This window comes from Zhongshania aliphaticivorans (assembly GCF_001586255.1).
Lineage (GTDB): Bacteria > Pseudomonadota > Gammaproteobacteria > Pseudomonadales > Spongiibacteraceae > Spongiibacter > Spongiibacter aliphaticivorans.
The window spans coordinates 557,423-569,273 of record NZ_CP014544.1 but is presented as its reverse complement, the minus strand read 5'-3'; the positions used below and the strand labels follow the sequence as shown (position 1 = coordinate 569,273).

Annotated in this window: 11 protein-coding genes; 8 read left to right on the top strand and 3 right to left on the bottom strand. The window is 49.4% G+C overall.

The window, feature by feature from the left end:
* Positions 1–26: 26 nt before the first annotated feature.
* Both AZF00_RS02525 and AZF00_RS02520 read left to right on the top strand, forming a co-directional pair.
* Positions 27–782 carry an SDR family NAD(P)-dependent oxidoreductase gene (locus AZF00_RS02525; protein WP_008248174.1) on the top strand — a complete coding sequence of 252 codons (756 nt, stop codon included), beginning with the start codon at positions 27–29 and terminating at the stop codon, positions 780–782.
* A gap of 180 nt (positions 783–962) precedes the next feature.
* The gene (locus tag AZF00_RS02520; protein ID WP_082793645.1) at positions 963–3,176 is read left to right on the top strand and encodes a TonB-dependent receptor; all 2,214 of its coding nucleotides are present in this window, start codon (positions 963–965) and stop codon (positions 3,174–3,176) included.
* Between the two features lie 472 nt (positions 3,177–3,648).
* Here AZF00_RS02520 and AZF00_RS02515 read toward each other — a convergent pair whose 3' ends face one another.
* The gene (locus AZF00_RS02515; protein ID WP_082793644.1) at positions 3,649–4,614 is read right to left on the bottom strand and encodes a DMT family transporter; all 966 of its coding nucleotides are present in this window, start codon (positions 4,612–4,614) and stop codon (positions 3,649–3,651) included.
* 309 nt (positions 4,615–4,923) lie between these two features.
* Between AZF00_RS02515 and AZF00_RS02510 the strand changes: the two genes are divergently transcribed.
* The gene (locus AZF00_RS02510; RefSeq protein ID WP_062383021.1) at positions 4,924–5,370 is read left to right on the top strand and encodes a 2,4'-dihydroxyacetophenone dioxygenase family protein; all 447 of its coding nucleotides are present in this window, start codon (positions 4,924–4,926) and stop codon (positions 5,368–5,370) included.
* Between the two features lies 1 nt (position 5,371).
* The gene (locus AZF00_RS02505) at positions 5,372–6,568 is read left to right on the top strand and encodes a cytochrome P450 (protein WP_062383016.1); all 1,197 of its coding nucleotides are present in this window, start codon (positions 5,372–5,374) and stop codon (positions 6,566–6,568) included.
* 92 nt (positions 6,569–6,660) lie between these two features.
* Here the strand turns inward: AZF00_RS02505 and AZF00_RS19275 are convergent, their stop codons facing one another.
* Complete coding sequence (locus AZF00_RS19275; RefSeq protein ID WP_156474837.1) at positions 6,661–6,807, bottom strand: hypothetical protein; 147 nt, start codon at positions 6,805–6,807, stop codon at positions 6,661–6,663.
* Positions 6,808–6,813: 6 nt separating this feature from the next.
* Between AZF00_RS19275 and AZF00_RS02500 the strand changes: the two genes are divergently transcribed.
* The 4 genes from AZF00_RS02500 to AZF00_RS02485 all read left to right on the top strand — a co-directional run bounded on the left by AZF00_RS02500 (position 6,814) and on the right by AZF00_RS02485 (position 11,315).
* Positions 6,814–7,953, top strand: coding sequence for a zinc-binding dehydrogenase (locus tag AZF00_RS02500; RefSeq protein ID WP_008248179.1), 1,140 nt, complete (start codon positions 6,814–6,816; stop codon positions 7,951–7,953).
* 214 nt (positions 7,954–8,167) lie between these two features.
* A complete protein-coding gene (locus AZF00_RS02495) occupies positions 8,168–9,475 on the top strand; it encodes a spinster family MFS transporter (protein ID WP_062383014.1) in 1,308 nt (435 codons plus the stop codon).
* A 63-nt stretch (positions 9,476–9,538) separates the two neighbouring features.
* A complete protein-coding gene (locus tag AZF00_RS02490) occupies positions 9,539–10,942 on the top strand; it encodes an aminotransferase-like domain-containing protein (protein WP_062383012.1) in 1,404 nt (467 codons plus the stop codon).
* A gap of 127 nt (positions 10,943–11,069) precedes the next feature.
* Positions 11,070–11,315 (top strand): hypothetical protein, encoded by a 246-nt coding sequence (locus AZF00_RS02485; protein ID WP_062383011.1) that lies wholly within the window; start codon positions 11,070–11,072, stop codon positions 11,313–11,315.
* An 88-nt stretch (positions 11,316–11,403) separates the two neighbouring features.
* Here AZF00_RS02485 and AZF00_RS02480 read toward each other — a convergent pair whose 3' ends face one another.
* Positions 11,404–11,781: a carboxymuconolactone decarboxylase family protein gene (locus AZF00_RS02480; RefSeq protein ID WP_008248183.1), complete on the bottom strand. Its 378-nt coding sequence runs from the start codon at positions 11,779–11,781 to the stop codon at positions 11,404–11,406.
* Positions 11,782–11,851 lie beyond the last annotated feature (70 nt).

Genomic DNA, 11,851 nt, shown 5'->3' with positions numbered 1-11,851 from the left:
GGAATCACAAAAATCGGGGATTTAGCATGAGGAACGTAGCTCTTATTACCGGCGCCTGTTCGGGTATCGGCCTAGCCACAGTAGATAGCTTACTCGCCAGCGGTGCCACCGTTATTGCCTGCGATATCATGTCCCCATCGAATTCGCTTTCCACATTATGGCAAGCCAACGGTATACATTTTTTCCAGCTCGACGTGGAAAATGAAGCAGCAATACGTGCCACGCTTACCCAAATTGCCGATGAGTTCGCCAGCATCGACACCCTTGTCAACTGCGCAGGAATCAGCGGTTGGGGCGGCGTAAGCGATATTGATATGGCGCAATGGCAAAAGGTATTAAGCGTTAACCTGACCGGCAGCATGCTGATGTGTAAATACGCACTACCGGTCATGCTCGCCCAAGGCCACGGCAATATCATTAATGTAGCGAGTATTTTTGGTCTAGAGGCCTGCGACAATAATGTTGCCTATAATGTATCCAAGGGCGGCATCATTCAATTAACTCGCAGTATTGCAGCGGACTATGCCAGCTGCGGTATCCGCTGCAACAGCGTGGCGCCTGGCTTGATTGAAACCGCCATGACCAAAGATATCGCCCTAGCCCCGCAACTCCATGAAAAATTTATTAGCTGGCATCTGCAAGGCCGCGCTGGCCGCGCCGACGAAGTAGCCAGTGTGATCGACTTTCTTGCATCTAGTGCAGCATCATTTGTAAACGGTCAAACCATCGCGGTTGACGGCGGATTTAGCGCTGGTCGCAAATTTGCAGCCCATCCCAAATAAGTCTATTGGGCGACCATAAGTGACCATTCTTTTTACTTATATCTTAAATAGTCCATTTCAACGATGTTTCACCTCTATCGCCATGACATAAAGATGTTATTAAAAAGACAGAAAAAAGATAAGCCGCCAAGGCCGCATTTAGCTATTCAGATTATAAAAACAACATTTTAGGAGTACATTATGTCATCACCGAAAAACTACAGTTACGCAGTAAGAGCGCTTATTATGGCCATAGCGGCCATTAATATTAGCTATGCCGAACAATCAAACAACAGCCTGGAACTAGAAGAGGTAATTGTAACCGCCCAAAAGAAAACTGAATCGCTACAAGATGCACCAATTTCCCTAATCGCATTTGGTAGTGAAAAACTCGAACAGCTTGGAATTAGTGATGTTGGCGATATACAAGGCGCGGTACCGAATTTATCCACCGCGCCACACCCCTCAAATCGCAACTCACTCACTGCTTTTATTCGCGGCGTCGGCAACGCTGACTTACAAATCACCAAAGACCCGGCGGTGGGTGTTTACCTCGATGGCGTCTATTTAGGTCGTTCTGCGGGCTTAACTGCCGATATCGCCGACGTGCAAGCGATCGAAGTATTACGGGGGCCCCAAGGCACCCTTTACGGACGCAATACCACCGGCGGTGCGATTTCAATTCGCAGCGCGCAAGCGGACGAGGAATTTAGTCTTAAACAAAAATTTAGCAAGGGAAATCGCGGTTACTGGCGCACATTAACGCAAGTCAATTTACCTATTACCGATACCGTCATGGTGCGTGCCGCGTTTAGCCGCAGCGCTGAAGACGGCTGGGTAGAAAACATCGGCACAGGTAAAGATTTTGGCGAACAACAAAAGCAAGCACTCCGTCTTGCTGTGCGCTGGTTGGTTAGTGACACACTGACCTTAGATTACGCCTTTGACCAATCTGAAATCAATGGTGGCCAACTCGCCTATCAGCTGACTCACATCACCAACCCAAATGGCGCTGGATTAGCTCCGTTTTCTCGTAATACACGTCAATCGGCACTGTCGGTTAATAATTTGGAAAAAAGCAGTGATGACGTTAGTGGCCATAGTCTAACGGCAAGCTGGTTTATTAGTGACGATCTCACAATTAAGTCCATTACAGCCTATCGTGACCTCGATGAGTTCGCCTACCAGGACTATTCTGCCAGCGCGCACCATTTCAGTGGCGGCGCATTCCCATCCATGGTCGCCAGCGGCGCTGAAATTCTCGACACTCGTACCGACAAGGTTCAAGATCAGATCTCGCAGGAAATCCAATTTCTAGGCACGCTATACGGCAAAATAGACTATGTAGCCGGCTTGTATTATTTCAAAGAGAAAGGCCGCGAAGACCAACTCGCTTCACTCAATCTTTTAGCACTGGGCGGATTCCCAGAAATAGCTGAAGAATATAATGAAGTAGACGCCAGTGCCGAATCCCTAGCCGCGTTCTCTCAATTTGAATACACGCCCGACCTGCTGGAGCAGCGGCTTCATTTGACCCTAGGTATGCGTTACACCAACGATAAGCGCGAAGCGAGTAAGTACGACAACTTATTCAACAACCTAAATGGCACCACAGTGAACGGCGAGCAGTCCTCCAGTAAATTCACCCCCAGCATCACCGTGGCCTATGACCTCAGCGACGACATAAATGCTTATGCCAAAATCGCCACGGCCTATCGGGCAGGTGGGTTTAATACTCGAGGCACAGAGTCACGCTTTGCCTCAGGCTTCGACCCGGAGGAATTACTCGCCTACGAAATTGGCAGCAAAGCCGAATTATTTAATCGCCGCGTACGTCTTAACCTTGCCGCCTTCTTATACGAATACACAGACTTACAAGTAGACCAAAGCGATCCTGTCAATATTATTGCAACCGACACATTTAACGCCGGTGAAGCAGAAATGTCAGGCGCAGAAATAGACTTAACTGCCGTATTGAGTCGCGACCTACTACTAAATGCTAGCTACGGCTATCTTGACGCCAATTACGAGTCCTTTATTCAATATGGGCAAGAGGTGTCAAACTCAAAAAATGTTCCGTCTGCGCCTCAGCATAGTTACAACATTAGCTTAGACTACGCTCGAACTGTTTCATTCGGCGAACTCAATGCCGCGCTGAACTACAGCTGGGAAGATGAATATTACTTCAGTTCGCAAGGTGTGGCCCGCAAAGACGACGTTGGGCTATTAGGCGCGACACTCGGCGTCCGCAATATCGCAATGGGCGATGGCGAACTTAGCGTACAACTATGGGGCAAAAACCTAGAAAACAAAAACTACGCTGCGCACGAAATCGACTGGGCTGCCAGCGGCTTCGTAACCACCATCTTTGGCGAACCTCGCAGTTTTGGGCTAGATGTAACATTGTCCTTCTAACAACTCACCAATAAAATAGCCAGCGCCACGCTGGTTGAGTATCCAGCAGGCTACAGTATTAGCCAAACCTGCTGATCATTATTCCCTGTATGTGGGTATATTTACGGCTCAGGGATATGGGAAGTGTCGCAACGCTGTTTGACTAACAGCCCACGCTGCGACTCTTCCTTTACAAACTCCGAGGCCAAATTAGCGGTTACTACCGCAGATAAGCAAGGTCTAAAGGAGATAAGCGAACAACTACTCCTGCGGAAGTCCCTCCGCCCTTGCCACTGTTCAATAGCAACAAATGCTTCGCCGCCCCGAAGCTCCGGTCAATCATGACATTTCCCGTGCTACTCACGCCAACTAAGAACAAGCTTAATTGGAATTAAGTTCTCTCAGGGCAAAAATGCAAAATATAGAAAATCGCTACTAATTCATAATTTCACGCGAGGTAATGCTGCTTAAATTTACCGGCGGTATTTACTTGTTAATTCTCATAACCAACGATTTGTCTCAAAAACAGCTGTACCGCTCGCCAACGGTTCACGAGCAGAGCGAGAAAGATCAATAGACACCCTACTAATTGTATTACTGACATACTCTCTTTGAACCACAAGGCCGCAATCAAGGCAGTCCACACCGGCTCAAGGACCATAATAACCACACCATTACTATATGGAGAAAGACTCTGAGCATATGTCTGTATATAAAATCGCATTGCAGTGCCAATCGTGGCAGAAAGCATTACCCACATCCAAACCATTGGAGATGCGACCAACTTCCCGATTTCCCAGCTTTCCGTAAACGCTGAAAAGATTCCCGTCACAATAGCGACAATCATCAGTACCAACGTTGTTAGTACGAGCACAGGAACTTGCGGCGTGTTTCGTATTAGTCCATCCCTGCCGGTCTGTGAAATGGGATTTGCGGCGCGGGCGTTAAGGTTGAAGTAAATTGCAAAGAAGCTTGCGGCTGCCAGCAAAAGCAACTGTGCGGCCTCCAATTTCAGCTCTTGATTAAGCGACAGTAGTGCTAAGCCGCAACAGGCTATCGGCAACGCCACCCAGGTACTTTGAGGAACAGCTTCTTTAAAAATTAGCCGCGCAATTACCGGCACAAGTACGACAGCTAAGCTAACTAAAAAGGCCGCCTCCCCTACATGGCTTGAGGCGGTGAGGCCGAGCACCCATAGGCTCATCGCCGCACCGAACACAACGCCGACCTTAGCGCAGCGCCACAGGCTAGCTATAGTCAGTACGCGCAATTGGCGCCGTGCTAACAGAGCCAGCAATATTGCAGCGATCAAAAATCGCGCCGACATAAACAATAACGGCGGCATAATCGCCACCGCTTCCTTGGAAAAAATCCAGCTAATGGCGGCAAGTAAAGTAACCGCTACGAATAGCAGATCAGCGGACATTGTGCCTTTAATGCCGCCGCGCATTTTTGTCATAATTTATTGTCTAGTCCCTATTAAAATAAGTGGTACGCTTGGGCGAGCCACTGAACGATACCAAAATGCCCCAGTTTGTAAAATCAAGCAATGACATTCCAGCAAGGATGACGCGATTTCTGATTTATATGACAAAACCTTACCACCGCTGAAATTAAAGGAAAATGCGGTTTTAAGTAACTCCACAACTGCAGGCCTTCCCCCCCCAAACGGAGGTGTTAAAGGCCTTGCCACCTCGTCATACTCGGTGTTGCTACAAACTGCATAGCGAATAAGAACTCGAAAGAGACCACGACATCAGGAGCAAATATGTCTATTACTGAGGCGGTTCACATCGGCGCAGACGAACTGCCGTTCATTGACATTGGCGATGGCAGTCTACTACGGGTATTACAAGTCAAGCGCGGCGAAGGCCTGTGGATAATCGAGAACATCTTCAAAGCAGGCTATGAAGTTGAAACCCACAAACACACTGGACCAGTGTGGGGCTACACCAGCTCCGGCGCGTGGAAGTACAAAGAGTACGACTACGTTAACCGTGCCGGTTCATTCCTTTATGAACCAGCGGGATCAATGCATACCCTGCAATGTATCGAGGACAATACTCGGGTGTGGTTTCAAATGTATGGCGCAAACCTTAATTTGGATGCCGACGGCAATATCACCTACGCTGTAGATGGGCAGATGACCCTCGACTTCTACCTCGCCATGTGCGAAGCCCAAGGCTTAGCAACGCCAAAAGTATTGGTGGAATAAGATGAATATTGATGTATACAGCCCAGACAGTTATCTAAAGGGGATTCCCCACAGCCAGTTTCAATGGCTGCGCGAAAATGCACCGGTGTATCGCCACCCTCATCCTGACGGCAGCAGCTACTGGGTGATTAGCAAGCACGCCGACGTCATGGCGGTGTCACGGGACTTCAAGACTTTCTCTGCCGAACGGGGTTTTGTGCTTATTGATGACCTGCCGGACAGCACCCTAGAAATGGCCCGCAACCAATTACTCGGGATGGATCCGCCGCGTCACGCCAAGCCTCGCCGCGCCGTCATTACCCGCTTTACATCGAGCCGACTCAAGGCACTTGAGCCACAAATACGCGCCATAGCCCAAGAGATTATGCGCTCAGCCCAAGGCCGTGACACCGTGGACTTCGTCGATGATTTGGCCGGCGATCTGCCCACCGCGGTCATCTGCGAGTTAATGGAAATCCCCCGGGACATGTGGCCGCAGATCCGGCGCTGGTCCGACATGCAAACTTCTGCCTCGGACCCCGACCTAGGCGGCACCGAGGAAGACGTTCTGCAGGCCAGCATCGAAATGGGCACCTACGGTTTTGAGCTGGCCTGTGAGCGCAAGGGCAAAGACGGCGACGATCTGATATCCCTGCTGATTAACCAAGAAGTCGACGGCGAGCTCATTTCTGAAGCGGAGTTCGCCAGCCTATTTGTGCAGATCGCTGTGGCAGGCAATGAAACCACCCGCGGCTTAATCAGCTCCGGCATGTACCAGCTCCTGCAGCAGCCTGAACTGTATCGGGAGCTCGAAGCCCAGCCAGAGAAATTGCCTAGTGCCGTAGAAGAAATGCTGCGCTGGACCTGTCCTTTGCACTACTTTCGCCGCACGGCGACCTGCGACACGGACATCGGCGGCACGGCGATTAAAGCAGAAGACAAAGTGGTCATGCTGTATAGCTCAGCCAACTTTGACGAAGCGGTTTTCGATCAGCCGATGCAATTCAACATTGAGCGCAAGCATAACCCTCACATGGCCTTCGGACACGGTATTCATCTCTGTCTTGGCGCAAACTTAGCACGGATGGAGGCAAGGATATTCTTTGAGGAGTTCTTCAAGCACTTCGCCAGTATCGAACTGTTGGGCGAACCCAGTTATATACGCTCAAACTCTATTCATGCCTTTAAAACGATGCCCGCGAAGCTGCTACCGCGTTAATGCGGTAGCCCAGCGAGCCAAAGCAGTACCATCACCCCCAGAGTAAAAATATTCTGCTAGGCTAATAACAATTTTGCTAAAGACGCTGCGCATTACTGCCAGTAGAACACCATTGCCACCTGAAGATTGGCGAGCAAAGCCATGGCCATCTCGCCCATAACCGACGCACCTATAGAAGTAATCACTGCTAACACGCTATAGTTAAGCAGAAACCAACTCACCAGCGCCTTAAAGGACATAAACCCATGACACTGGAAACCCCCACCACAGGCCTACAATTACGCTCGCTCGTTACCGACGACGGACACCTGAAATTACTTCTACAATCAGCCCCGATCCCTGAACCCGGCGAGAATGAAGTGGTGGTGCGAATTGAGGCAACACCAATCAACCCATCCGACCAAGCGACACTGATCATTCCCGCTGATGTCTCCACCGGCGAAACCACAGGAACGGGCGCTGACACGGTATATACCGCCAAATTACGCAAGGGTATCGAAAGCCGTGTAAAGCCACGTGTTGGCAAACCACTGCCCATCGGTAACGAGGGTGCTGGCACCGTTGTAAAAGCGGGCAGCAGCGACGCCGCACAAGCATTACTCGGCAAAACCGTTGCCGTTCTCGACGGCGCACTGTATTGCCAGTATCGAAAAGTAAATGTTATGCAATGCATGACACTGAACGAAGGCACGACAGCAAAGGCAGCCGCCTCCTGTTTTGTTAACCCGCTAACCTCGTTAGGATTTGTGGAAACCATGCGCATGGAGGGCTACAAAGCCATTATTCACACCGCTGCGGCATCAAATTTGGGGCAAATGCTCAACCGAATTTGCCAGGATGACGGCATCGACCTGATTAACATTGTTCGCAAAAAAGACCAAGCCGAGCTCCTCAAAGCGCAAGGCGCGAAGTATATATGCAACTCCAGTGATGATACTTTCATGGACGACCTTACCGCCGCGATTGAAGCAACCGGCGCATACATTGCGTTTGACGCCACCGGCGGCGGCGACCTTGGCAGCCGAATTCTAAGCTGCATGGAACGCGCGGCACTGAAAGATGTGGACTTGCCTGGACCGTACGGCTCTACCACCTTTAAACAGCTTTACATATACGGCGGCTTGGATATGTCGCCAACGATTATCAACCGCAACTTTGGCTTTAGCTGGGGAATTAACGCCTGGCTGCTCACCCCATTTTTGCAAAAGGTCGGCATGGAAAAAGGCATGGAACTGCGCAAACGCGTGGCGGATGAATTAGACACTACTTTTGCGAGCCACTACAGTGATGAAATCTCACTGGTCGACGCACTTAACAAAGATATTGTCACCGCTTACAGCCAGCAGGCGACAGGCAAGAAATTCCTAATCAATCCATCAAAATAACGGCGGCGACGGGAAATGCAATGGCGCTTTTCCCAAGACCAGCACCGAAACATGATCAGCATCCCTAGTCAGGTTTTATTAAAACCGCCTAGGGATCTGCGCTCATCCTTGAATATCCGAATAAACCTAGACTCGCACATAAGGCAGCGACGGCCCGCTACTGTAATCGCAATCCAAAAACTCCGTATAACAATAAATAACGAGAATACTGAACATGGATGCCGACAAACAAAGAAACGATAAAAATCAGGTATTAGATTCTAAGATCCCCGGCGCTGCGTACTATGCCCTCGGGGTCCTGACGATGGTGTATAGCTTTAATTTCATTGATCGCCAATTACTCGCCATCTTACAAGAGTCGATCAAAGCTGACCTAGGCTTAAAGGATGCTCATTTAGGCCTGCTGACAGGCTTCGCTTTTGCCGCCTTTTATGTCACTGCCGGGATTCCGATTGCACGCTGGGCAGACCGTGCCAACCGTCGCAATATAGTCGCACTCGCAGTATTTACCTGGAGTTTTATGACCAGTATTAGCGGCCTAGCGCAGAATTTTGCGCAGCTTTTACTTGCTCGAATTGGGGTTGGTGTCGGTGAGGCTGGCGGCAGCCCACCCTCCCACTCGATGATTTCAGATATCTTTCCACCCCAAAAGCGCGCAACAGCAATGGGGCTTTATTCCTCTGGCGTCAATATTGGCATTCTCTTTGGCTTTTTACTTGGTGGCTGGCTAAATGAATTTTTTGGCTGGCGCGTTGCCTTTGTCGTCGTGGGCCTGCCCGGCATACTGCTGGCGATTATCGTTAGATTCACTATTACAGAACCAATGCGAGGCCAATCTGAAGCGCGAACAGCAAGCGTAACGCAAGCACCACTCACTGAGGTGCTTTACGTGTTATGGAGTCGGCACTCATTTCGCTACCTCTCTATGGGCGCCGCGCTCAACGCCTTTGCAGGCTATGCAACGGCAAACTGGACCGCCTCATTTATGATTCGCAGTCATGGCATGACCACCGGCGAACTCGGCACTTGGTTAGCCCTGATACTGGGCTTAGGAGGCGCGATTGGCGTAATTGCTGGAGGCTATATCTCTGACAAACTCAGCAAGCGAGACAAGCGCTGGTATATGTGGATGCCCGTACTCGCGCTTGTCGTTGGCCTACCCTTTACCGCCGCCGCGTTTACCGTTGACGGAAAATACATGGCCTTAGCGTGCCTTATAATTCCCGGCATAATAATGAACAGCTATCTCGGCAATGTCATTGCCATGAGCCACGGTTTAGTGGGCTTGAGTATGCGAGCCACCGCGTCAGCCATTCTGTTTTTCATCATTAACATTATTGGTCTAGGGCTAGGGCCTTGGAGTGTAGGCTTACTCAGTGACTTACTCACACCAAGCTTTGGCGGCGCCGCACTAGGTATGGCACTGCTTTACATCGTGCCAGCAATAATGATGATGTCGGCCTTGTTTTTCTATGCCGCATCTCGCAATCTGCAAAGGGATTTATCGCTAGCGCCAGATTAAATATCAAGCCGGTACCGTGCACAGTGAAAACAGGCATAGCCAATTAAGCTCATAGGGAAATGAATGAAACGTTACGAAAAACTGGCGCAGGATATTCGTAATTTGATACACAGTGGCGCGCTGGCATCTGGCGAGCGAGTTCCGTCAATCCGACATGCCAGCAAAACCTATCGCGTTAGCCCTTCGACCGTCTACCAAGCCTATTTTCTGCTAGAAAATCAGGGGCTAATCCGCTCGCAACCGCGTTCAGGATATTATGTGTGTAACACTCTAAAGCGCCAACCAGCGCTTACCAGGCAGGTTTTAAGCCCGACCCAAGTCGATGTGAGTGAGCTGGTTTTTTCGGTGCTTGGCTCACTCAGCAACCCGAGTATTATCCCCCTAGGCTCAGCCTTTCCCTGCCCAAGCTTTTTCCCTATGACTCGGCTGTCGCAATCACTCGCAAAAGCCAGCCGCGAGATGGATATACACTCACTGGTCTCATACCTACCAGAAGGCAGCGTCGCGCTTCGTCGACAACTTCTTCAGCGTTATGCAATAGCCGACGTACACCTTGGCCACGATGAACTTGTCATTACCAATGGCGCTCTGGAAGCATTAAACCTAAGTTTACAGGCCGTTACCGAGCCGGGGGATCTCGTCGCGGTTGAAGCGCCAGCCTTCTATGCCAGCTTACAAGCACTCGAACGTCTGAAGTTAAAAGCCATCGCCATACCGGTAGACCCAGTTAATGGGATTGACCTGCCTACAATGACAGAGGCACTCAAAAAGCATCCAATTAAAGCAGGCTGGTTTATGAGCAATTTTCAAAACCCAACCAGTGCCAGTATGTCTGACCCCAAAAAGCAGGCGCTTGTCGCCTTGTTCACCAAACACAAGGTCCCCCTGATTGAGGACGATGTTTACCAAGAACTGTACTTTGGCAATATCCCGCCCAAATCGCTCAAATCCTTTGATACCGATGGCTATGTACTGCATTGCAGCTCCTTTTCAAAATGCCTGGCCCCCGGTTATCGAATAGGCTGGTGCGCGGCAGGAAAATACAGCACAAAAATACACCGCCTTAAGTTAATGACAACACTGTCAAGCTCAATTCCCGCGCAACTAGGCATCGCCAACTACTTACAATACGGCGGCTATGATCGACACTTGAGGAAACTGCGAGATACCCTAGAACTTCAGCACGGCTATATGACGGCCGCTATTGATCGATATTTTCCGAAAAACACAAGGCTTTTGTCCGCAGCAGGAGGCTATTTTCTGTGGATTGAGCTGCCTGAACACATTGACTCACTGCAGCTCTTCCGCGCCGCGCTAAACAAAAACATCAGCATTGCTCCCGGCCCTATTTTCTCAGCAACACAAGGATTCAAAAACTGCATAAGGCTCAATTACGGCTGCAGCACATGGACAAGTAAACTCGAAAATGCGATAAAAACGCTCGGTACACTAATCAATGAGCATTAGCCACACCTTAGCAATTGCCCACCTCAGATAACTGACCCGTTAGAATCGGGCCCATCTGTACCTGTTTTACCTTTCAGAAGTAGACTAAAGTATAAGCTCAGCGATAACAGCAATTGAGAAAATGGCAATGATGAATCAGCAAGACCCAAACACCGTCTCAAAGCAAACACCAAAACCACTTGGTATCGTCGAAACATTAAAGCAGGGCCTATCTTTATTATTTGCCCTTCAAAACAAATCTGGTCGAAAAAGACTCATGGATCAGGCGGAGTCTAATCCGATGCCAATACTGTTTGCTGGCGTATCGGCAATGCTTATTTTTTTCTTGGTTTGCTTTATTACCTCACAATTGGTTATTAAGTTTATTGTTTAACTGAAATGATCCATTGAATCTTTAGCCATGTAATAAACGCGATAGCCAAACTCGCGGTACAACAAAGCCTTAAATTCATAAAATGCAATCAAGCCCCATACGTATCAATGACTTCTCGCGCTACGCGCATTGCGGACAGGGCTGCAGGGTAGCCGCAATAAGCCGCCGCATGCATAACGATTTCACGAATTTCCTCTGGGCTAACGCCATTATTTAACGCCCCTCGCACATGACCTTTCAGCTCACCATGTGCCTGTAACGCAATAAGCATAGACACCGTCACAATGCTGCGCGTTTTACGATCAATGCCTTCGCGGGTCCACACTCCGCCCCAGGCATGCTCCATCGCCGCCTCTTGCAAAGGCATATCAAAATCTGATGCATTGCCTAATGATGTATCAACATGAGCACTACCCATAACTTCACGACGAATAAGCTCACCGGCATTTCTATCTTCAATACTCATAAAATTTCACCAATAAAAATTATATCTAAAATCGCATCAGCTGCCGATTAAATCAACACCCACCCCCAAC

Bases quoted from the DNA above. Each gene is read 5' to 3' on its own strand.
- AZF00_RS19275 (WP_156474837.1), bottom strand. From the start codon at position 6,807: ATGTCCTTTAAGGCGCTGGTGAGTTGGTTTCTGCTTAACTATAGCGTG.
- AZF00_RS02510 (WP_062383021.1), top strand. From the start codon at position 4,924: ATGTCTATTACTGAGGCGGTTCACATCGGCGCAGACGAACTGCCGTTC.
- AZF00_RS02525 (WP_008248174.1), top strand. From the start codon at position 27: ATGAGGAACGTAGCTCTTATTACCGGCGCCTGTTCGGGTATCGGCCTA.
- AZF00_RS02490 (WP_062383012.1), top strand. From the start codon at position 9,539: ATGAAACGTTACGAAAAACTGGCGCAGGATATTCGTAATTTGATACAC.
- AZF00_RS02500 (WP_008248179.1), top strand. From the start codon at position 6,814: ATGACACTGGAAACCCCCACCACAGGCCTACAATTACGCTCGCTCGTT.
- AZF00_RS02515 (WP_082793644.1), bottom strand. From the start codon at position 4,614: ATGACAAAAATGCGCGGCGGCATTAAAGGCACAATGTCCGCTGATCTG.
- AZF00_RS02520 (WP_082793645.1), top strand. From the start codon at position 963: ATGTCATCACCGAAAAACTACAGTTACGCAGTAAGAGCGCTTATTATG.
- AZF00_RS02480 (WP_008248183.1), bottom strand. From the start codon at position 11,781: ATGAGTATTGAAGATAGAAATGCCGGTGAGCTTATTCGTCGTGAAGTT.
- AZF00_RS02505 (WP_062383016.1), top strand. From the start codon at position 5,372: ATGAATATTGATGTATACAGCCCAGACAGTTATCTAAAGGGGATTCCC.
- AZF00_RS02495 (WP_062383014.1), top strand. From the start codon at position 8,168: ATGGATGCCGACAAACAAAGAAACGATAAAAATCAGGTATTAGATTCT.
- AZF00_RS02485 (WP_062383011.1), top strand. From the start codon at position 11,070: ATGATGAATCAGCAAGACCCAAACACCGTCTCAAAGCAAACACCAAAA.